The sequence below is a fragment of the Chryseobacterium sp. A301 genome, assembly GCF_054489425.1.
Genome location: NZ_JBTMWY010000003.1, coordinates 245,035 through 267,250, shown reverse-complemented (window position 1 = coordinate 267,250; position 22,216 = coordinate 245,035). Strand labels below are relative to the sequence as shown.

The window sequence follows — 22,216 nt, the reverse complement described above, 5'->3', positions numbered from 1 at the left end:
GAAATTACAATCGCATAACGGATTTACTTTTAAAATGAATAAATACACTCATAAACTAATAGTACTCGGGCTTTTTGTTAGCTCTGTATCAGTCTTTGCTCAAATTCAAGAAGAGCGTTTGGTCCTAGAGAAAAAACGTGAGCCAGAGGTGAAGAAGATCGAGAAAAAGAAAACATCGGTTGAAACCATTAAAAATTATCCCCCTGAAGAAAAATCAGCGGTTCCGGTAAAGTACGATATCACGAACGTGCCCGCTTCTTCGGATTTTCAAACCTCGACCATTGCGGGATCCGACATTGCTCCAGACTTTCAGGCGGATAAACAGGCCAATTATTTCCGGGTAGGATATGGCAATTATTCTAAATTTTTAGCCGATGGAGCCCTCTCCACGAAAATTGAAGACAATTTGGAACTAGGTGCGGATCTACACTTTTTATCCACAGGTGGGCTCAAAAAGGACTATGCTTGGAGTTCTAAACAAAGTGCGGCAAGCGTAGGAGCGTATTTGAACTCCTACGGAGAAAAAGGAAAATTAAACATCAATGCCAATTTTGCGCTTGATGATTACAATTTGTACGGAATTTATGCAATGGAACCGGCCAGTTCGGTAGACCTTCAACAAAAAGTGACGGAATTTAAAGTGAATGGGTACTATGACTTCTATTCGAATGAAATTTTAAACGATGTAAGAGTGAAATCTTCTTTTCTTTCCGATCATTTTGATGCGAAAGAATCGCAAGTTTCCCTCGCTACCAATCTCTCCAAGCATGGAGTTAGTTTGCCCATTAGTGATCTCGTGATGAATGCAGACCTAGGGGTAGGACTTGAGTCCTTGAATTCTGAGTTTTCGCTTCTCAACCAAAACCATAGCCAATTTTTGAATTTTGAATTAAGTCCAGAGGTGACTTTTCGAAAAGGAGAATCCTACTTAAGAGTAGGTTCTGGGTTTTCTTTCCTCAGCTCTAAATATAACAATCAAATGGCTGTAGCAAGAGAAACTTCGAACGAGACCTATTGGTTTCCCAAAGCAGAACTTCTACTCGCTGCAAGTCCAGAATTTAAATTTTATGCAGGAGTTGACGGGGGACTAGAGCTGAACTCGTATAGTGAGATGCTTAGTGAAAATCCATTCCTGGTCTCGGACCAATTAGTCAAACCGACCGAAACGAAATACCATTTTTATTTTGGTTTGAAAGGAGATCTTGATCAACAATTTAAATACGATTTAAATGGGGGATTTGGGAAAGTAAATGATCTAATGTTCTTTGGAGCAAATTCTATTTTTGACTCAAACGACACGCTTAATCGTAGCGCATACAACTATGCCAATACGTTCTCGGCTTTGTATGATAGCGGTACACTTAGTACAGTAAACGCAAGTGTTTCCTATTTTCCACTTGCGAACTTAGCACTTGATGCTGAGGTGAACTATGAAAGTTATGATTTAGACAACTACAGTGAGGTTTACAATAAGCCTTTGGTGAAAACCTCCATAGGAGCACAGTACACCATGCTGGATAAAAAACTGCACCTAGGTTTTAAAGGAATTTTTGCTTCTCAAAGAACCACAAACTCGTTTAATATCTCCCCTGTGCTTAATCCGGACGTTCCAGGTTCTACGGTTCTAAGTTCCACTGAAAATACTAACGATAAGGTGAAAGGCTATGGAGATTTAAATCTATCGGCAGAATACAAAATTCATAAAAATTTCAGTATTTTTGCGCTCGGAAATAATCTTCTTAGCAGTAAGTACGAAACCTTTAAAGGATATAAAGTTCTGGGCGCCCAAGTGGTAGGAGGTGTGAAAATCACATTCTAATAGCGGTTGGTTTTTCGGGGCCCATAGTTTAATGGATAGAATTAAAGATTCCGGTTCTTTAGGTTGAGGTTCGATTCCTCATGGGCCTACTTAAACCCCCTATATAAGGGGGTTTTCTTATGTCTAACCCCGAAATCTCCAAAAACAGTCGTGTTAAATTCAGTGGCTAGGAAGGTCAAAGGGTATGGCACAAGTTCCCCCCATTTTTATTGTACATTTGTATATGGATCAATTTATTCGGACTCTCAGTTCTTACGCTACTATTCCTAGGGAAGAGGCAGAGAGATTCTATTCGATTTTCAGAGTGGAAAAGTATAAAAAGAATACCTTATTACTAAGTGCGGGTAAAGTCTCCCATGAGGTATTTCTTGTCCAGAAAGGAGGTTTACGGCAGTTTTTCACTAACGAGAAAGGTACCGTAAAGACGTGCAATTTTACTTTTGAGGGTGAATTTGTGACGGATCTTGAGAGTTTTGCCAATAAGACTCTTTCAACAACTAACATTATTGCGCTAGAACCGACCGAATGCCTTGTGGTAAGCTGTCAAGACTTGACCCGATATTTATCAAATTCTCCATCTGTCACTGTGTTTTTTAATTCTCTTGTCGAAAAAACAGCCATGGTTAATATAAGACGCATTCAATCCTTGATATCCCTATCACCCGAAGAACAGCTGGGTGAATTGCTCCAAGAACGACCACAACTCTTGCAACGGGTACCCCAACGTTATGTAGCTGAATACTTAGGTGTCGCGCCAGAAAGCCTGAGCAGGATCAGAAAGCGGATCTTGACATCTCCAAAGTCTTAACCCAAATCATCATTTTTGAGATTGCTTCTCTCTATTTTTGTAAGGTAAACAAAAATAGAGAAGAGTTATGGTACAGGTTGTATTAGGCGCAGGAGGAAGTATAGGTAAACTACTTGCGAAAGAATTAAAAAAGTATACAGAAAAGGTTAGATTAGTCTCCCGGAATCCAGAGCAGGTAAACCTTGACGATGAGGTAGTTTCTGCAGATCTAAGAGATGCGGATGCTGTGGAGGAAGTACTGGCTGGCGCGAAAGTCGCCTATTTGGTTGTAGGGCTGAAGTACGATAGCCGAGTATGGAGAAGAGATTGGCCCCTAATCATCCAAAATGTAGTCAATGCTTGTGTGAAAATGGGGACTAAACTGGTGTTTTTCGACAACGTATACATGTACGATAAAAATGCAGTTCCAAATATGACCGAAAATAGCCTTGTGGTACCACCCTCTAAGAAGGGAACTGTACGGATGGAAGTGGCTCGGCATATCATGGAAGCGGTGGCGAATAGAAACCTTAGTGCACTAATCGCCAGAAGCGCCGATTTCTACGGGCCAGAATCCAAGAATGGCCTATTAAATATATTGGTTCTAAATGCGGTGGCAAAAGGCAAAAAGGCAAGTTGGCAGTCCGATTCGCATAAAGTCCATTCGTTTACTTACATACCTGACGCTGCTAGGGCCACTGCCATGCTAGGCAATACGGAGAGTGCTTACGGGCAGATCTGGCACCTGCCTACTTCCTCAGAACGGTTGACCGGACATCAACTTATGGCATTGGCATACGGTATCAAAAAACGCAGAGCCTCTTACCGAGTTCTAACTCCTTTTGTGCTATCTCTGGGCGGGTTGTTTGACAGATCCATACGTGAGCTGAAGGAAATGCAGTATCAAAATGATCAGGATTACTTCTTCGACAGCGACAAATTCTGTACGGCCTTTGCCTTTACTCCGACAAAGTACCAGGAGGGTATAACTCAGACACTGGAAAGGATATTGTAATCTTGAAACTTTAGGCCATCATACGGCAATTTGAACTCTTGTAAGGTATTACTTACATCGAGGGATGTCGACCGTTCACTATTAAATATAGGATAACGGTTTGCTTGAGCTTCGGCTATTGAAGTGAAAAGACATCAAATTCCATCCTCTCAACCTTCAATTAAAAGTTAAATTTCATTAAAGATTATAATATTATAGCAAGATAGGCAAACGAATCAGTATTTTTGCACTTGTAATAACAAGGCTATGGAATTTATACAAACGGTTTTAGACTTCTTTCTAAATTTAGACCAGCATCTCTTCACTATGATTATTGAGTATGGGGTCTGGATTTATCTTATTTTATTCCTTATCATTTTTGTGGAGACGGGCCTTGTTGTGATGCCCTTTTTGCCAGGGGATTCTTTGTTGTTTGCAGCCGGTACTTTTTGTGCAGGTGTAATCGGCGCTACAGGGGAAACTGCAAGTTTGAACTTATGGCTCGTACTTTTTATTTTACTCGTCGCCGCCATTCTTGGCGATACCTGCAATTATTTACTAGGTGAAAAATTGGGTCTTAAGATGCTTAATTGGAAAGTAAAAGGAAAACCCGTGGTAAATCCTAAATACATTGAACAAACGCAAGAGTTTTATGAGAAGAACGGACCTAAAACGATTATTATTGCGCGGTTTGTTCCCATTGTAAGAACCTTTGCTCCCTTTGTGGCCGGTATTGGATCTATGCATTATTCTACATTTATTCGGTATAATATAATCGGTGGCTTTGTTTGGGTGGTCGGACTAACGCTGATGGGGTACTTTTTCGGGAACATTCCTTTTGTACAACAAAACTTTGAGGTGGTGATCTTTGGGATTATTGGACTCTCACTACTTCCGATGGTTTGGGAGTATATTAATATGAAGTTTCTGAAAAAAAAGTCAGAAGTTCAATAAAAAAATGCAAGGACTAGATTTTAATTCTGGTCTTTTTGCATACAATGCCTACCCATAGCAGTTTGGAAACTATTGCCTCGATATTCGGAAAGGCTGAAAAATAGTTATGTTTTCGAAGATTTTTGTTCTGAAACCTTAAGGTTAAGATTTTAATATTAAGGAAAAATTATTTTTTTAAGTTTTTTTTATCAAATTGATTAAGATTCCTTACTTTTGTGGCGTCAAAAAATGAATATGCAAAACATTAGAAATATTGCGATTATCGCACACGTTGACCACGGTAAAACTACTCTGGTTGATAAGATCATCCATGCGACCAGTGTATTTAGGGAAAACCAAGAGTCTGGTGAGCTAATCATGGATAACAATGATTTGGAAAGGGAGCGTGGAATCACGATTCTTTCTAAAAACATTTCTGTTACTTACAAAGACACAAAGATCAATGTAATTGATACCCCTGGTCACGCCGATTTTGGTGGAGAGGTAGAAAGAGTACTTAAAATGGCAGACGGTGTGGTTCTTTTGGTAGACGCATTTGAAGGGCCCATGCCCCAAACTCGTTTTGTACTTCAAAAGGCATTAGAACTTGGACTAAAACCGATTGTGGTTATTAATAAAGTGGATAAAGACAATTGTCGTCCTGAAGAAGTTCACGACAATGTATTCGATTTGTTCTTCAATTTAGGAGCGACGGAGGAGCAGTTAGATTTTCCAACCTTTTACGGTTCTTCAAAACAAGGATGGTTTAACACCAGTCTTACGCCAGGAGATACAATTCTTCCCCTACTTGATGGAATCCTTCAGTATGTACCGGAGCCAAAAACAGAGGAAGGTAGTGTGCAAATGCAAGTAACTTCACTTGACTTTTCTTCTTTCTTAGGGCGTATCGCCATTGGTAAGATTGCAAGAGGAGTCATCAAAGAAGGCATGTGGATTGGTCTTGCGCAAGAAGGCGGAAAAATAATCAAAGGAAAGGTAAAAGAACTTTATGTTTTTGAAGGTCTAGGAAAGAAGAAGGTAACCGAAGTTTATGCGGGAGATATCTGCGCAATTGTTGGTTTTGATGCTTTCCAAATTGGAGATACATTCGTAGATCTTGAAAACCCAGAGCCAATGGCTAGGTTGACGATCGATGAACCGACTCTAAACATGACGTTCTCTATTAACAATTCCCCATTCTTCGGGAAAGACGGGAAGTATGTAACTTCCAACCACCTTAAAGAAAGGTTGGAAAAAGAGCTTGAGAAAAACCTTGCCTTAAAAGTTCAACAGACGGACGATGCGAATACATTCCTTGTTTTTGGTAGAGGTATTTTGCACCTTTCTGTGCTTATCGAAACGATGAGACGTGAAGGCTATGAGATGACCATTGGTCAGCCTCAAGTAATTTTAAAAGAAATTGACGGAGTGAAATGCGAGCCTTATGAAAGTATGGTGGTTGACGTTCCGGAAGAATATGCAAGCCGTGTGATTGACCTTGCCACTCAACGTAAAGGAGATCTTCATATCATGGAGACGAAAGGTGAGATGCAACACTTAGAATTCGAAATCCCTTCTAGAGGATTAATCGGACTAAGATCACAAATGCTTACAGCAACTGCAGGAGAAGCCATCATGGCTCACCGTTTTGCAGAATATAAACCCTTCAAAGGAGCGATTGCAGGAAGAGGAAACGGAGTGCTTGTTTCCAAAAACCAAGGACCTTGTACTGCGTATTCAATTGAAAAACTTCAAGACCGTGGACGTTTCTTTGTGGATCCAGGCGAAGAAGTTTACATGGGAATGATCGTGGGGGAACAAAACAAACCCGGTGATCTTGTGGTGAATATTGTAGAAGGGAAGCAGTTGAACAACATGCGTGCTTCAGGAAAAGACAAAGACGGAAATATTGCCCCAAAAATTCTACTCTCCTTAGAGGAATGCATGGAGTATATTCAGTCGGACGAAGCGATTGAGGTGACACCGAATTTCATTCGTATGAGAAAGAAAGTACTTTCTGAAGAAGAAAGAAAAAGAAACGATAGAATGGCGAAATAAGAAAGCTATTCAATCAAAGATAGAAATCGTCCCGAATGAAATTTCGGGACGATTCTTTTTTTGTCTCAGGGTAAGAACAAGCACGATGGCTACATCTTTTGAATCCAAATGTTTAAAGTGTGTTAAAATAGGCGCAGAAGTCCGTTTTTCTATTATTTTTGCCTCATGAAGAATTTCTCCCCTAAATTGTGGTTTTTTGTAGTTGTAAGCGCTTTTTTCTTAATAGGCTGTGCGACTCAAAAGGACCCCAAACAACCTCCTGTAAAAAAAGAAATTGTAAAGAAAGAAATAAAGCCGCAAGAGCCTAAACCAAAGAAAGTTCCCCAAGTGGTTCTACCGGAAGTAAAGCGCGAGTTTAGAGCGGCCTGGATTGCCACGGTGGCAAATATTAATTGGCCGTCCAAAAACAATTTATCGGTTGCGCAGCAAAAGACAGAAGCTCTTGAAATTCTAGACCGTTTAAAGGAAGCGAATTTCAATGCTGTGGTTTTTCAAGCTCGACCTTCGGCTGATGCTTTTTATAAGAGTGATCTTGAACCGTGGTCCTATTTTCTTACCGGAGAGATTGGGAAGGCCCCAAGTCCTTTTTACGATCCTTTAGAGTTTTGGATAGAAGAATCGCACAAACGAGGAATGGAGCTGCATGTTTGGCTTAACCCCTACAGAGCTCATCATACGACGGGTGGGAAATTAAATTCCAAAAGCATTGCAAGCACCATGAATAAAGTCACGTATCGACTTCGCAATGGCATGTACTGGATGGATCCTTCAGATCCCACAGTCCAAGACCATACGGCCAAAGTGATTCGGGATTTAGTGGAAAGATACGACCTAGATGCGGTCCATATAGACGATTATTTCTATCCGTACAGAGAATACAATGGAGGTAGGGACTTTCCCGATCAAAAACTATACGCTTCCTATACGGAGTCAGGTGGAACTTTAAGCAAACCGGATTGGAGACGTGCGAACGTAAATAAATTTATTAAAAGAATTTATCAGGAGATAAAGGAAGAAAAAGCTTGGGTCAAATTTGGTATCAGTCCGTTTGGAATTTGGAAACCAGGTTATCCTGTGGGTATTAGTGGAACAAGTCAATACGACGAACTTTATGCAGACGCAAAACTTTGGTTAAACCAAGGATGGGTTGATTATTTTTCCCCTCAACTGTATTGGAAAGAGGAAGGTCCACAGCGCTTTAGTGCGTTACTTAGTTGGTGGGAGGCTGAGAATACCCAAAAGAGGCATTTGTGGCCAGGACTCAATACCATTGGAATCAAAGGAGTGGACGACAAGCCTACTGAGATTAGAGGGCAGATGAGTACCATACGTCAAATCATGGGGAAAGATGCAGGAGAAATTCATTACAGTGTGGATGGCCTGTTAAAGAATGGAGAGATGTATTCTGCGATTCAAAGTGCCTATCGACAACCTGCTTTGGTTCCTGTCTCGCCATGGATCCCTTCGGATAAACTGTCAAGGCCCTTAATTGAAAGTACTCTTAATGGAGGTATAAGCGTAAAGCTGACTTGGAATACAAATCCGGGAGAATCCATTTCCCAATGGGTTCTTTATACTCAATATGGAAAAGAGTGGGAGTATGAAATTCTAGAAAGGGATGCAAAAGAAAAAGTGCTTAATTTGAATCGTTCTGGCGAAAAATTACACGCTGTTGCTCTTAAATCGGTCGATCGATTGGGTAATCTCTCCCCGTATGTTCTTCAAATGTACTGATTAGCAGGTAATTAATAAATTAAAATAAAATTTCATCAATTGAATTTTAATTGTATCTTGCAGCAAATTATTTAATGAGAAATTCAATCAATGTTCATACGTCCGTTTGTTGGTTTCCACTTAATTAATCAACACTATTTATTTTTTTTATTATGAACATTTTTATTTCAAATCTTAACTACAACACAGTTGAGTCTGAGTTACAATCACTTTTCGAAAACTACGGAACAGTGGACTCTGCAAAGATTATCATGGACAGAGAAACGGGAAGAAGCCGTGGATTTGGATTCGTTGAAATGCCAGAAAACGAAGAAGCGTTGAAGGCTATCGAGGAACTTAACCAGAGAGAATTCAAAGAAAAAGTACTTAACATCTCAGAAGCTAGACCAAAAGAGCAAAAGCCAAGAGGCTTCGGTGGTGGCGGTGGCTACAACAGAGGTGGAGGAGACAGAAGAAGAGACTGGTAATTCACTAGTAACTTATAAGAAAGCTTCAGGAAACTGAAGCTTTTTTTGTGCTTAAAAATCGTATCTTTGCGCACTTTAGTATTTTATAAACCTGAGCTTTGGTTAGGAGCCAAGCTCGCTATTACACACTAAGAATATGAAATGTGGTATCGTAGGACTTCCCAATGTGGGCAAGTCAACCCTTTTTAACTGTTTGAGCAATGCCAAGGCACAAAGTGCTAATTATCCTTTCTGTACAATCGAACCTAATTTAGGAACCGTTTCCGTACCGGATACTCGACTTGTAGAGCTTGAAAAGCTTGTGAATCCAGAACGAGTCTTGCCTGCAGTTGTAGAAATTGTGGACATTGCAGGACTTGTAAAAGGAGCGAGCAAAGGAGAAGGTCTGGGAAATCAGTTTCTAGCCAATATTAGAGAGTGTGAAGCCATCTTGCATGTTCTTCGATGCTTTGACAATGGAAATATTATTCACGTGGAAGGTTCTGTAGATCCACTAAGAGACAAAGATATTATAGACATTGAACTTCAACTAAAAGACATTGAGACAATCTCAAAATCAGTCGATAAAGCGAAGAAATTCATTAAGTCAGGAAAGAAGGAAGATATCCTTGTTTATGAAACTCTAAAAGAACTTCAAGAGTTTTTGGAAAGTGGACGAAATGCAAGAGAGTTTGCGTCGAATGATTTAACGCAGCCTATTATTGACGAAGTACAATTGCTTACTAAAAAGCCCGTGCTTTATGTTTGCAATGTAGATGAGAATTCCATTAAGAATGGGAACGAATGGATTGCAAAAATCGAAGCGATGGCAGAGCAGGAAAATGCGGAGGTTGTTGTTTTAGCGGCGCAGATAGAGGCAGATATTAATGAACTTGATACGTTTGAAGAAAGACAAATGTTTTTAGAGGAGTTAGGATTAACCGAACCTGGGGTTAACCGTCTGATTCGTAAAGCTTATGAACTACTACAACTGCAGACTTATTTTACCGCAGGTGTGAAGGAAGTAAGAGCTTGGACCATTGGAAAGGGATGGACCGCGCCACAAGCGGCGGGTGTTATCCATACAGACTTTGAAAAAGGCTTTATCCGCGCCGAGGTAATTAAGTATGAAGATTTTCTTAATTACGGTTCGGAAGCCAAAGTGAAAGAAGCTGGAAAGATGGGCGTAGAAGGAAAAGAATACATTGTGAAAGACGGAGATATTATGCATTTTAGATTTAATGTATAAGGGACTAGAATCCAAGAGAATAGACAAGGCTACCCACGAAGACGTGGGTAGCCTTTTTTTATATCTAAATTTGATTTTATTTCTTTATTTTTAGTTTCTTCGATTATTATAAAAATTGAAACTATCTTTATTGCCATTTCTACGTTGGCAAGAAGTCTTGCAGCGCAGAGATCATAATCACTAAACAAATATTTTATGGCAAAAAAAATTGCAGTCCTCGTTGGGAGTTTGAGAAAAGAAAGCTTTAATCGCAAAGTGGCAATGCAAGCCATGGAGCTTGCTTCTGAGAATCTAGAATTGGAACTCATTGAAATTGGAGATCTCGTTCACTACAATGAGGATTTAGACAAAAGCGAACCACCCAAGCCTTGGGTCGATTTTAGAAAGAAAATTAAAGACGCAGACGGCTATTTATTCTTCACGCCCGAATACAATCGATCTGTGCCGAGCGCCCTGAAGAATGCACTTGATGTAGCTTCTAGACCCTATGGGAAAAATGCATGGGCTGGCAAACCTGGAGCCGTGGTAAGCGTGACGCTGAGTGCGCTTGGTGCCTTTGGAGCAAACCATGTACTTAGGCAATCCATGGTGTTTTTAGATGTCTATATGATGCAGCAGCCAGAAGCCTATATAGGGAAGGCGAGCGAACTCTTTGAAAAGGACGGAGAAATGGTTGAGGATACGAAGAAATTTTTGAAGTCCTTTATGGATGCCTATGAAAAATGGGTCCTGCGCTAGAGATAATCTTTCAAGGAAAGTGAAATGAATTCGAATGAAGAATCGAATTCATTTTTTTTTGGAGTAAATTTGATAAAATTTCCAGGTCGATGAATCTTATTTTTAAAGAGAGAACCATTCAAAAAGCATTAGTAATCGGCTCGGCATTGCTACTGTGCTTTATCCTTTTTGAATTAAAGTATTTTGTAACGGGGCTTTTAGGTTCCATTGCACTGTATGTAGTGTGTCGAGGTATTTTTCTCAAATGGATTGAAAAGTACCGTTGGCCTAAAGAATTTGCAATTTGGGTGATGCTTTTGCTTATCGTGGTGTGTTTTGGTGTTCCCGTTTGGCTAATGCTTGAGTTATTGATTCCCAAAATAAACGAGATTGTTCAGCATCCACAGAAAATGATCCAGAGCTTTAATCCGGTGCTTACCTACATTGAAACCAATGAGTTTATCCAGCGATTCGATTTTTCAATTAGTCAAGATCAAATTCTTGCAATCGTGAACAAAGTACTTGGGTATATTCCTTCGACTCTTAATTGGGTGGGACAGTTTTTCGCCAATATATTTGTTGCTCTATTTATTCTCTACTTTATGCTTTCGAGCAATCGCTCGATGGAACGGGGTTTAAAAGAAGCACTTCCGTTTTCGCCTGTAGCCAAAGACTATTTTGTGAAAGAGAATTTAGCCCTTATTCGCTCTAATGCGTATGGTGTTCCAATTCTCGCATTTAGTCAGGGGGTGATTGCAGTCCTAGGTTTCAGCCTGTTTGATGTGCCGCAGCCGGTGTTTTGGGGACTTTTGACGGCGATTGCCTCTGTGATACCTGTGGTGGGAACGATGCTTATTTGGGTTCCGGTTAGTGTATACCAAATTGCGACCGGAGACCTTCAACAGGGACTCCTATTGGCTCTGTATTGTTTCATTTTTGTAGGGGGAATTGATAACGTTCTTCGTTTTACACTTTTGAAGAAAATGGCGGACATACATCCTCTAATTACCGTCTTTGGTGTTTTGCTAGGGCTTCAGCTTTTTGGTGCCATGGGGCTTGTTTTCGGACCTTGGCTTCTATCCATTCCATTTATCTTGTATAAGATCTATAGAATCCAAAAAGACGAGCCATCTTTTCTCACTTCGGATTCCGTTTTGGTCTGCGGGGAGCAAGAAGAAGATTCCTCTTTGGAGCAAATCTAGCGAATTGTGTGTCGTTTAGCAGATCAAAAGAGGGATTTAGCAGCGTGAGCAATTTTTGCCACAAACAATTGGCTCCACGTTCGAAGTGTCTTGAGTCCAGGTTCATCGAGTCATGTCGTGAGCTTTTCATGTCCGCTCGAAGAGCAGGGGGTGAAAAGGAGCGAAATTGCATCTTCTTTGCTATAGATTAGAGCAATTTCACAAAACTTTTCCACAATATTTTAAATTTCGTTTTCAATTCATTATTTTTGGAAGTTAGTGGCTAGTAGAAGGTTTTTGCCTTTTTCGGCTGCTGGTGAATAGATTCAATAACTATGATAGAAAACAACCAAGTTCAATATACCGAAGACAACATCCGTACACTGGAATGGCAGGAGCATATTCGCCAGAGACCTGGTATGTACATTGGGAAATTAGGAGACGGTTCTTCTGCGGACGATGGTATCTACATTCTTCTCAAAGAAATTATTGACAACTCGATTGATGAGTTTGTCATGAAATCGGGTAAAAGAATTGAAATCAAGATTGACGAAGGAAAAGCTTTAATTCGAGATTACGGTCGTGGAATTCCACTTGGAAAAGTAGTGGATGCAGTTTCCAAAATGAATACAGGAGGGAAATACGACTCCAAAGCTTTCAAAAAATCGGTAGGTCTAAATGGTGTAGGAACCAAGGCGGTGAATGCCTTGTCTGATTTTTTCCGCGTACGGTCGATTCGGGATGCTCAGGTAAAAGAAGCTACTTTTTCGAAAGGAACCATTACGCATGATTTGCCTATTGAGCCTAGTGCCGAACGTGCTGGAACTGAAATTTCATTTGTACCTGACCATGAGATTTTTCCAAATTTCAAATTCCGGAAGGAGTACATCGAGCGCATGCTTCGGAACTATGTTTATTTAAATCCAGGACTAAAAATTATATTTAATGGGGAGACTTTTTATTCTGAAAATGGATTAAAGGATTTACTACAAGAAGAAATCGAAGGGGAGATTTTATACCCCATCATTCACCTGAAGGAGGAAGATGTTGAGATCGCGATTACGCATAGCGATAAATCGCAATCAGAAACTTATTTTTCTTTTGTCAACGGACAAAATACAACCCAAGGGGGAACCCACTTAAATGCATTTAAAGAAGCCTATGTAAAAACGATTCGTGAGTTTTTGAATAAAAATTACGAAGCGGCTGATATTCGAAAATCGATTATCGCTGCGGTTTCCATTAAAGTCATTGAGCCTGTATTCGAATCTCAAACCAAAACCAAGTTAGGTTCCAATGACATGGAACCAGGGAAGGAATCGGTTCGAAGCTTTTTGAATAATTTTCTAAAAAAGGCACTTGACAATTATTTGCACCAAAACCAGGAGACTGCGGAAGCGGTCCAAAGGAAAATTTTGGTGTCAGAAAGAGAGAGAAAGGAACTCTCAGGGATTCAAAAATTAGCAAGAGAAAGAGCGAAGAAAGTTTCTTTGCACAATAAGAAATTAAGAGACTGTCGTCAGCATTACAACGATCAAAAGGCGGTTCGCAAGGCAGAAAGCCAGATTTTCATCACGGAAGGGGATTCCGCTTCCGGGTCCATTACGAAATCTAGGGATGTGGAAACTCAGGCTGTATTTTCCCTTCGTGGAAAGCCTTTGAACTCCTACGGACTTACCAAGCGTGTCGTGTATGAGAATGAAGAGTTCAATTTACTCCAAGCCGCTCTTAACATTGAAGACTCCCTAGAAGATTTACGCTACAATCAAGTGATCATTTCAACCGATGCTGATGTGGACGGAATGCATATTCGATTGCTAATGATTACCTTTTTTCTTCAATTCTTTCCCGATCTTATCCGAAATGGACATTTGTATATCTTACAGACTCCTTTGTTTAGGGTAAGAAATCGAAAGGAAACTCGCTATTGTTACTCCGACCAGGAAAGAATAAAAGCGCTTAACGAGCTGGGTAAAAATCCAGAGATCACTCGATTTAAAGGTCTAGGAGAGATTTCCCCTGATGAGTTTAAACACTTTATTGGGAAGGATATCCGACTTGAGCCTGTGGTGCTAGGCAAAGACCAAACCATTGAGCAATTGCTTGAATTTTACATGGGGAAAAACACACCTGATCGTCAAAATTTTATTCTTGCGAACCTGGTAGTGGAGGATCCTGACATTGAAAAGAAAGAGCAATTGGAAGATGAGGTCGTCGTATAGAGCACTGTAAGTGAAGTGAAAAAAGAACAAAATAATCAGACATAAGTTGCTTTAACGAAGCATAAAAACGAATGACAGAAGAACAGTTAAACGAAGGAGAAAGCCTAAAGAAAGTTTCCGGTCTTTACAAAGATTGGTTTTTGGATTACGCATCCTATGTGATTTTGGACCGGGCCATACCCTCCGTTTTTGATGGGTTTAAACCCGTTCAAAGACGTATTATGCACTCCATGCGAGAATTAGAGGATGGTCGTTACAACAAGGTAGCCAACATTGTCGGCAATACCATGAAGTACCACCCTCACGGGGATGCTTCCATCACCGATGCCATGGTTCAAATTGGGCAAAAAGATTTGCTTATTGATACCCAAGGGAACTGGGGGAACATCTTCACAGGAGACTCCGCTGCAGCGGCTAGGTATATTGAAGCTAGACTTACGCCTTTTGCTCTTGAAGTGGTTTTTAATCCGAAAACCACGCATTGGGCAAAATCCTATGACGGTAGAAATAACGAACCGATCGACCTTCCCGTAAAGTTTCCACTGCTTTTAGTACAAGGAGTAGAAGGGATAGGTGTAGGACTATCCACTAAAATATTACCTCATAATTTTAACGAATTAATCCAAGCTTCCATTTCCTATTTGAAAGGAAAATCGTTTCAAGTGTTTCCTGACTTCATCACGGGGGGAATGCTCGATGTTTCTGAATATAATGATGGAGAGAGAGGGGGCAAGGTGAGAGCAAGAGCTCGGATCGTCCACAAAGAAAAAAACATTCTTTCCATTACTGAGCTTCCTTATTCGAAGAACACGAGTGATTTAATAGACAGTATTGTCAAGGCCACAGAGCGTGGGAAAATCAAGATTAAGAAGATTGAGGATAACACATCAGATAAAGTAGAAATCCTAATTCATCTCCATAGCGATGTGTCTCCAGATAAGACCATTGACGCGCTTTATGCATTTACGGATTGCCAAGTTTCGATCTCGCCGAATGCCTGCGTGATTGTAGGGGACAAACCGATGTTCCTAAACGTTTCTGAAATTCTTCGCCGAAACACGGACCATACGGTTTCTTTGTTGAAAAGAGAACTTGAAATTGAACTGCATGAACTTCAAGAAAGTTGGCATTTTGCTTCTCTTGAACGGATTTTTATTGAGAATCGAATTTACCACGATATTGAAGAGGTGAATTCTTGGGAAGAAGTTCTTCAGACCATTGATATGGGACTTAAACCTCACACGAAGCATCTACTAAGAGCCGTGAGCCAAGAGGATATTTTAAAGCTAACAGAGATTCGAATTAAACGGATTTCCCGATTTGACTTAGATAAATTTAAAGAAACCATTGCTTCTCTTGAGGAGCGGATCGAGAAGTGCAAATTTAACTTGGAGAATCTGATTCCTTATGCGATTGATTACTACCTAGGGATTCAGAAAAAATACGGAAAGGACCGTGTACGTCAAACGGAAATCCGCGTATTTGATACCATCGATGCAACCAAAGTAGCCGTGGCCAATGAGAAGTTTTACGTAAACCGAGAGGAGGGCTTCATTGGAACTTCCCTTCGAAAAGACGAGTACTTATTTGACTGTTCTGACATTGATGATATTATTGTCTTTCGCAAAGACGGGACGATGAAGGTGATGAAAGTAGAGGCGAAAACGTTTGTAGGACGCGATATTTTACATGTCGGAATTTGGAAGAAGAATGACCAAAGAACGGTGTACAATACGATTTACCGACAAGGGAAGTTAGGACCTTATTTCATGAAGCGTTTTGCAGTCACTGCGGTCACTCGAAATACGGATTACCCACTGGCCTCCGATGAAAAAGGCTCAGAGCTGCTTTATTTTTCAGCGAATCCAAATGGAGAGGCGGAAACTGTAAGCGTGGTGTTAAAGCCAAATGCAAGAATACGCAAGAACAAAATCGATATTGATTTTTCCGAACTGGCCATTAAGGGACGTAATGCAAAAGGGAATTTGGTTACGAAATACATGGTGAAAAAAGTGGAAATGAAAGAGGAGGGAGTCTCTACTCTTGCCCCAAGGAAGATTTGGTTTGATCCAACCGTGAGACGACTTAATGTCGATCATCGAGGAGAGTTTCTTGGGAATTTCAAAGGAGAAGACAAGATTTTAACCATTAATGCCCAAGGCGAAGCAAGGCTGGTTTCTTTTGATTTGATGAATCGATTTGATGACGAATATCTAGTGCTAGAAAAATGGAATCCTTCGCAAGCCATCAGCTGTATCTACTTTGACGGCGAAAAGCAGATCTATTACATCAAGCGATTCCTCTTTGATAATGTGGCCGGTGTTCAGCAATTTATGCCATCGGAACATCCTAAGTCTTTTATTGAACATGTATTCACCGGTTCTGGAGCCACGGCAACCCTTAAGTTTGCGCAAGAAAAGGGCAAGGAAAGAGAAGTTGAAACGATAGAAGTCGATGCGTTTATTTCCATAAAAGGAATAAAGGCCATTGGTAATCAATTAACCAAAAACAGAATAAAAAGCATTGATCTTGAATTTCCTCCAGAGCCTGAAGAGCCTGAAATGATCGTAGAGGAGCCTGAGAGTGATCTGCATTCTGGCTCTGAGGACCAATCGCTAGAAGAAGGAACGATTGGATCTCTTTTTGAAGACTAAGACCCTGCTTTTTCGGGACCTTTACAAAATGGCCGAAGGGCCTAAATGAAATAATTTATGAGCGTAGTGTTAATTGGGATTATTGCAATCACCGCCCTAGTGAGTTACATGGGGTTTACAAATGGACAAATCTTTGAAAAATACAAATTCAATGTTTCTGCCATAGTACAGAGAAAAGAATACATTCGGCTTCTTTCTGCAGGTTTTTTACATGCAGACTGGATGCATTTCTTTTTCAATATGCTTACGCTCTACTTTTTTGGTCCAATCGTGGCCCAAGCATTCGGAGAGATGGGGCTTATCGTGGTTTATTTTGGCTCAATCCTTCTAGGGAATTTGTTTTCACTCTACCTTTACCAACATCAAGGATGGTACTCCGCAATTGGCGCGAGTGGGGGAGTCTCTGGAATCTTGTTTGCCGCCATTGCGGTTTATCCGCAAATTGGTATTTATTTCTTTTTTATACCGATTCCTATTCCAGGGTATATCTTTGGTCTTCTGTATTTTTCCTACTCCGTTTATATGATGCTAAATCCGAAGGCAAACGATAACATTGGACACGCTGCCCACCTTGGGGGTGCCTTTTTAGGACTCATCTATTCCGTCATGCTGATGCCCCAATTGGCACTAACCAATTGGCGCTATTTGCTAATCATGGCCATTCCACTGCTGTATCTGTGCTTCGAAATTTTTGTACGAAAAAAGAAGATGTAAGAGAGAAAGAACCCTTATTTTTTACCGATAATGAACCGGTCGTTTCCAGAAAGATCTTGGATTAATTTTACTTCCGAAAGGAGGGATTGGTAAAGTTCTAAGGTTTGGTTACCTAGCTTTTGGTTGATCTCAAGAAAGAGATAACCACCGGCATTTAAATACCGATTAACAAGACTAGCGATCCGTTTATAGAATATAAGTGGATCACTGGTAGGAGAAAACAGCGCGATGGTCGGTTCAAAATCTTTTACACTGTGGTCAATTTCATTTTGCTCCTCGATTCCTATGTAGGGTGGATTGGAAAAAATCACATCAAAACTTTGCTCTAAATCTTCTGAGAGAATGTCTTTAAGCAGGAAGTTGATTTCTGTTTTGTGCCTCTGCGAATTTTCTTTTGCGACCTCTAGTGCACCTTTGGAGATGTCCAGTGCATGCACCTTGGCTAAAGGAAAATTTTTACTAAGTACGATGGGAATTACCCCTGATCCTGTGCCAATGTCAAGTAGTGAGAATTCCGTTTTTCCAAGGGAGGTACTTTTTAATTCAAAAAGGGCAAGTTCGATAAGTTCCTCGGTTTCAGGTCGCGGAATGAGAACTTGGTCGTTCACTTTAAATTCAAGTCGATAAAAATCGGTTTTTCCAAGGATTTGTTGGTAGGGTCTACCTGTTTTGAGTTCTTTTAGAATCTCTCGGAAGGATTCGGTATCGGAAACCTGGATTTCCATCAATAAAGAACTTCGAAGCGCTATTGAATTCAATTCAAGAACCTCATAGGCCATGATTTTAAATAGCTCCTCAATTTGCGACTTGTCATAAAGCCTTTGAAGTTCAAAGTGAAATTCCTGTTTAAGGTCGCCTACTGTCATAATATCAAGGGCTAACGCGTAAATACAAATTTGGAGGACGTGGAAAGTTCCGTATCAAAGCGATAGCCTTCCAGGTTAAAAGCTTGCACTTCGTTTAGCTTCTTAACTTGGTTCTGAGCACAGTAGCGGACCATCAAACCGCGCGCGTGTTTTGTATACACGACAATCGTTTTAGGTTTGCCCGATTTAAGTTCATAGAATTCAAAATCGATTACAGGAGCTTTAAGTTCTTTAAGGTTTAAGGCTTTAAAGTATTCTTTGCTCGCCAGGTTTAGAATCACATCTCGTGAATGGAGCTGCTTATTTAGTTCCTGAGTCAGTTTTTCGCGCCAAAACTGATAAAGATTCTCGTAATTATCAAATTGAAAAGGTCTTCCCATTTCAAGACGGTAGAGCATGATGCGGTCGGACGGTTTTAAAAGTCCATATAAACCCGAAAGAATGCGATAGTTCTTGTTTAAGTACTGTAAGGACTCATCGTCTAGCGACTGTGCATCGAGACCTCTATACACTTCGCCTGCAAAGGCAAAGAGAGCGGGGGCACTTTGTTTGGAATTCGGTGAAGAATTCCATCTTTGATTGCGCTCCCAATTATCATGGGCCAAATTGGAAGAGATGTCCATTAATTCCGATAAGAATTTCGGAGATTTCTCTTTTAAATGGGATTGAATAAGGGTAGCCTCTTGAATGAATTTGGGTGTGGTGGTTCTTGAAAACCCGCCCACATGCTCAAGGTTCATAAGTTTAGCGGGGGAGGTTATTAGCTTCATAATAGATCGAGAGTTTCTGACAATTAATTAATTTCACTTGAAATTAAGCGAGTTGACCTTTGCCTTCTCTTATAATTTCCGGTTCACCAGAGGTGAGATCCACGATGGTGGAGGCAATGTTGTCTCCGTATCCAGAATCGATAACGAGATCCACCAGATGATCGTATTTTTCTGCTATTAATTCGGGGTCTGTGGAATATTCTAAAATTTCATCTTCGTCTCGAATCGAGGTCGAAGCAATAGGGTGGCCTAGTTTCTCTACTAGCATTTGAGGTACTATATGATCCGGTACCCTAATCCCAATCGTTTTTTTTCCTTTGTACGCAAGTGGTAAACTTTTGTTTGCTTCTAAAATGAAGGTAAAGGGGCCGGGTACATTGTTCTTTAAGATTCTGAAAACCGAGGTTTCAATGGGTCTTGTGAAATGCGAAAGGTGGCTTAAGTCGTTGCAGATAATCGAAAATTGAGATTTTTCTAACTTAATTTTCTTAATCTGTGCCAATTTCTCCATGGCTTTTAAATTGTTGATGTCACACCCTAGAGCATAGATCGTATCCGAGGGATATATAATTAACCCTCCCTTTTTCAAAGTGTTAACTACTTCTGTAAGTAAGTTTTCTTGTGGATTGTCGGGGTAAATCTTAAGTATTTTTGCCATACAACAAAGGTATTAAAATCTGCGCACTCTTTGAATGTTAATTTTGTCTTTGCAGTATTGGGTTAATTTCGTATATTTGCAATCCAATATCGCGGGATAGAGCAGTAGGTAGCTCGTCGGGCTCATAACCCGGAGGTCGCACGTTCGAGTCGTGTTCCCGCTACTACGAGAAGAGGATCATTTTTATGATCCTCTTCTTTGCTTTTGATCCTTTACTCATGATAGATTTACCTGGACGTGCCATTTTAGATTATTTTCAAGGCAATAAGAAGACTCGACTTTATGTTCACGATCGTTTTGGACCTCGTGTGGAAATGCCCATTTCCATGTATTTCAGAGGGGTAAGGGCGATGCCTGAACTGGAACTAAAAGCGCTAGAGCAGGTGAAGGGAGAAGTCCTTGAAATTGGAGCGGGAGCAGGATCCCACGCCCTGGAATTGCAAACGAGAGGTTGCACGGTGCATGCTTTAGAAATATCTCCTTCTTCATGTGACGTGATGACTCAGCGAGGCGTAAAGACGGTTATCTGTGAAGATGTATTTGAGTATTCTGCACAAAAATATGATACGCTACTTCTTCTTATGAACGGGATCGGACTTTGTGGATCGCTCGAAGGATTTGATAAGTTTTTGCAAAAGGCAGAATCCCTTCTAAGACCCGGTGGGCAAATTGTTTTTGACTCTTCCGATATCGACTATATGTATGCTTATACTCGTAAGCCCTCCTTTTATTATGGACAGGTAGAATGTGCCTACCAATACGGCAAGGAAATCACCCCTTGGTTCCACTGGCTTTACATTGATTTTTCCACGCTTAAAAAAAGAGCACTTTCCTTAGGATGGAACACTGAATTCTTGTTTGAAGATGAGCATTACCAATATTTAGCAAAACTCACGAGACTTAGTGAGTCTTAAGTCTTAGCTACGATCTTTGACCGCGAGGGTACTTGTGAAAGGAAAATAATACACTTAAAATTCAGTACTTGAAAAGAGTGGGAGTTGCTCATCTTTTTGGGAAATGATCACCTTTTCTGTAGGAACTCTCCAGTCAATTTCAAGAGTTGGGTCGTTCCAAAGTAAGCCGCCTTCCGATTCTTTATTGTAATAATTATCGCACTTATAGGCGAAAACGGCCGAGTCACTTAACACGGAAAATCCATGCCCAAATCCTCTAGGAATGTAAAATTGAAGTTTGTTTTTTTCGGAGAGTTCCACTCCATACCATTTGCCGAATGTGGCAGAGTCTTTTCGTAGGTCTACTGCCACGTCCCAAACGACTCCTTCTAAACAGGAAACGAGCTTGGCTTGGGCATGTTTTTCTTTTTGCCAATGGATTCCTCTCACGACCCCATAGGTGGATTTAGAAACGTTGTCTTGCACAAAATGGCCCTTCATTCCTGTGAGCTGCTCAAAGCGAGACTGGTTGTATTTTTCATAGAAATAGCCTCGTTCGTCTTCGAAGAGGGTGGGTTCGATAATAAAGCAGTCTTCTAGTGGTGATTTGACAAGTTTCATTGTGCAGTCTATTTGAACTTCATTTTTTGAAGGGGTTTTTAGAGAATAGACCTTTTCCATTTTCGAGGGAAGGGTTAATTCCAGTTCTAAAACGCAGGCGTAAAAGTACTCATTTTTCTAGAAATTCAGAAAGGGAGCAGAACGGCAAAAAAAAGCCGTCACAGAAATTGATTCTGGACAGCTTTTTTACCTATTTTACGGCATTCTAATTATGCCATTTTCTTTGAATCTTCAATAAATTGAGCAAGTCCTTTGTCGGTTAAAGGGTGATTTAAGAGACTTAAAATCGGACCTAAAGGAGAGGTAATTACGTCGGCACCTAATTTTGCACAATCGATGATGTGCATGGAGTGACGGATGGAAGCGGCTAAGATTTCCGTTTTGAATCCGAAATTGTCATAGATGGTACGAATTTCATCAATTAGGTTTAACCCGTCCATGGAAATGTCGTCTAGTCTTCCAAGAAAAGGAGAGACATAGTTTGCGCCCGCCTTCGCAGCTAAAAGTGCTTGTCCTGCAGAGAAAATTAAAGTACAATTCGTTTTGATTCCTCGGTCTGAAAAGTATTTTAAGGCTTTCACTCCGTCTTTAATCATTGGGATTTTCACCACGATGTTGGGATGGATTTTTGCAAGTTCTTCTCCTTCCTTAATCATTTCTTCATAGGTGGTGGAAAGAACTTCGGCGGAGATATCCCCGTCCACGATTTCACAAATGGTTTTGTAATGCTCGTTAATGGCCTGCTTGCCACTAATGCCTTCTTTTGCCATTAGAGAAGGATTGGTAGTCACCCCGTCTAAAATTCCAAGATCTTGCGCTTCTTTAATTTGCTCTAGATTCGCTGTGTCAATAAAAAATTTCATTTTTACTTATAAATTTATTGGTTGCGCAAATATACAA

Annotated in this window: 19 protein-coding genes and 2 tRNA genes; 16 read left to right on the top strand and 5 right to left on the bottom strand. The window is 40.4% G+C overall.

The window, feature by feature from the left end; translation table 11 throughout:
- The first annotated feature begins 34 nt into the window (after positions 1 to 34).
- The 14 genes from ACX3PU_RS07165 (at position 35) to ACX3PU_RS07100 (ending at position 17,508) form a co-directional block, all read left to right on the top strand.
- Entirely contained in the window at positions 35 to 1,819 is a 1,785-nt protein-coding gene (locus ACX3PU_RS07165) for a TonB-dependent receptor (RefSeq protein WP_459084280.1), read from the top strand.
- 17 nt (positions 1,820 to 1,836) lie between these two features.
- Positions 1,837 to 1,908 (top strand) — tRNA-Arg (locus ACX3PU_RS07160).
- Between the two features lie 95 nt (positions 1,909 to 2,003).
- On the top strand, positions 2,004 to 2,627 hold the full coding sequence (locus tag ACX3PU_RS07155; RefSeq protein WP_459084279.1) for a Crp/Fnr family transcriptional regulator: 624 nt from the start codon (positions 2,004 to 2,006) through the stop codon (positions 2,625 to 2,627).
- Positions 2,628 to 2,694: 67 nt separating this feature from the next.
- The gene (locus tag ACX3PU_RS07150; RefSeq protein ID WP_459084278.1) at positions 2,695 to 3,621 is read left to right on the top strand and encodes an NAD-dependent epimerase/dehydratase family protein; all 927 of its coding nucleotides are present in this window, start codon (positions 2,695 to 2,697) and stop codon (positions 3,619 to 3,621) included.
- Between the two features lie 246 nt (positions 3,622 to 3,867).
- On the top strand, positions 3,868 to 4,554 hold the full coding sequence (locus ACX3PU_RS07145; RefSeq protein ID WP_459084277.1) for a DedA family protein: 687 nt from the start codon (positions 3,868 to 3,870) through the stop codon (positions 4,552 to 4,554).
- Positions 4,555 to 4,788: 234 nt separating this feature from the next.
- On the top strand, positions 4,789 to 6,591 hold the full coding sequence (gene typA, locus ACX3PU_RS07140) for a translational GTPase TypA (protein ID WP_459084276.1): 1,803 nt from the start codon (positions 4,789 to 4,791) through the stop codon (positions 6,589 to 6,591).
- Positions 6,592 to 6,756: 165 nt separating this feature from the next.
- The gene (locus tag ACX3PU_RS07135) at positions 6,757 to 8,325 is read left to right on the top strand and encodes a glycoside hydrolase family 10 protein (RefSeq protein ID WP_459084275.1); all 1,569 of its coding nucleotides are present in this window, start codon (positions 6,757 to 6,759) and stop codon (positions 8,323 to 8,325) included.
- A 152-nt stretch (positions 8,326 to 8,477) separates the two neighbouring features.
- On the top strand, positions 8,478 to 8,792 hold the full coding sequence (locus tag ACX3PU_RS07130; protein ID WP_459084274.1) for an RNA recognition motif domain-containing protein: 315 nt from the start codon (positions 8,478 to 8,480) through the stop codon (positions 8,790 to 8,792).
- A 136-nt stretch (positions 8,793 to 8,928) separates the two neighbouring features.
- Positions 8,929 to 10,020, top strand: a complete 1,092-nt coding sequence (ychF, locus tag ACX3PU_RS07125) for a redox-regulated ATPase YchF (RefSeq protein ID WP_459084273.1) — start codon at positions 8,929 to 8,931, stop codon at positions 10,018 to 10,020.
- Between the two features lie 195 nt (positions 10,021 to 10,215).
- Positions 10,216 to 10,758, top strand: coding sequence for an NADPH-dependent FMN reductase (locus ACX3PU_RS07120; RefSeq protein WP_459084272.1), 543 nt, complete (start codon positions 10,216 to 10,218; stop codon positions 10,756 to 10,758).
- Positions 10,759 to 10,847: 89 nt separating this feature from the next.
- A complete protein-coding gene (locus ACX3PU_RS07115; protein ID WP_459084271.1) occupies positions 10,848 to 11,939 on the top strand; it encodes an AI-2E family transporter in 1,092 nt (363 codons plus the stop codon).
- A 314-nt stretch (positions 11,940 to 12,253) separates the two neighbouring features.
- Positions 12,254 to 14,140, top strand: coding sequence for a DNA topoisomerase IV subunit B (locus ACX3PU_RS07110; RefSeq protein WP_459084270.1), 1,887 nt, complete (start codon positions 12,254 to 12,256; stop codon positions 14,138 to 14,140).
- 71 nt (positions 14,141 to 14,211) lie between these two features.
- Positions 14,212 to 16,794 carry a DNA gyrase/topoisomerase IV subunit A gene (locus ACX3PU_RS07105; RefSeq protein ID WP_459084269.1) on the top strand — a complete coding sequence of 861 codons (2,583 nt, stop codon included), beginning with the start codon at positions 14,212 to 14,214 and terminating at the stop codon, positions 16,792 to 16,794.
- A gap of 57 nt (positions 16,795 to 16,851) precedes the next feature.
- The gene (locus ACX3PU_RS07100; RefSeq protein ID WP_459084268.1) at positions 16,852 to 17,508 is read left to right on the top strand and encodes a rhomboid family intramembrane serine protease; all 657 of its coding nucleotides are present in this window, start codon (positions 16,852 to 16,854) and stop codon (positions 17,506 to 17,508) included.
- Between the two features lie 14 nt (positions 17,509 to 17,522).
- On the opposite strand, the gene prmC is transcribed toward ACX3PU_RS07100, so the two are convergent.
- Genes prmC through ACX3PU_RS07085 form a run of 3 tightly spaced genes read right to left on the bottom strand, consistent with a single transcriptional unit; the run spans position 17,523 to position 19,802 of the window.
- On the bottom strand, positions 17,523 to 18,374 hold the full coding sequence (gene prmC, locus ACX3PU_RS07095; RefSeq protein ID WP_459084267.1) for a peptide chain release factor N(5)-glutamine methyltransferase: 852 nt from the start codon (positions 18,372 to 18,374) through the stop codon (positions 17,523 to 17,525).
- 11 nt (positions 18,375 to 18,385) lie between these two features.
- Positions 18,386 to 19,144, bottom strand: coding sequence for a peroxide stress protein YaaA (gene yaaA / locus ACX3PU_RS07090; RefSeq protein WP_459084266.1), 759 nt, complete (start codon positions 19,142 to 19,144; stop codon positions 18,386 to 18,388).
- Positions 19,145 to 19,187: 43 nt separating this feature from the next.
- Entirely contained in the window at positions 19,188 to 19,802 is a 615-nt protein-coding gene (locus ACX3PU_RS07085; protein WP_459084265.1) for an L-threonylcarbamoyladenylate synthase, read from the bottom strand.
- Positions 19,803 to 19,892: 90 nt separating this feature from the next.
- Here ACX3PU_RS07085 and ACX3PU_RS07080 point away from each other — a divergent pair.
- Positions 19,893 to 19,965 (top strand) — tRNA-Met (locus tag ACX3PU_RS07080).
- A 55-nt stretch (positions 19,966 to 20,020) separates the two neighbouring features.
- Positions 20,021 to 20,716 (top strand): class I SAM-dependent methyltransferase, encoded by a 696-nt coding sequence (locus tag ACX3PU_RS07075; RefSeq protein ID WP_459084264.1) that lies wholly within the window; start codon positions 20,021 to 20,023, stop codon positions 20,714 to 20,716.
- Positions 20,717 to 20,770: 54 nt separating this feature from the next.
- Here the strand turns inward: ACX3PU_RS07075 and rfbC are convergent, their stop codons facing one another.
- The gene (gene rfbC / locus ACX3PU_RS07070; RefSeq protein ID WP_459084263.1) at positions 20,771 to 21,316 is read right to left on the bottom strand and encodes a dTDP-4-dehydrorhamnose 3,5-epimerase; all 546 of its coding nucleotides are present in this window, start codon (positions 21,314 to 21,316) and stop codon (positions 20,771 to 20,773) included.
- A gap of 209 nt (positions 21,317 to 21,525) precedes the next feature.
- Positions 21,526 to 22,179, bottom strand: coding sequence for a fructose-6-phosphate aldolase (gene fsa, locus ACX3PU_RS07065; RefSeq protein ID WP_459084262.1), 654 nt, complete (start codon positions 22,177 to 22,179; stop codon positions 21,526 to 21,528).
- Positions 22,180 to 22,216 lie beyond the last annotated feature (37 nt).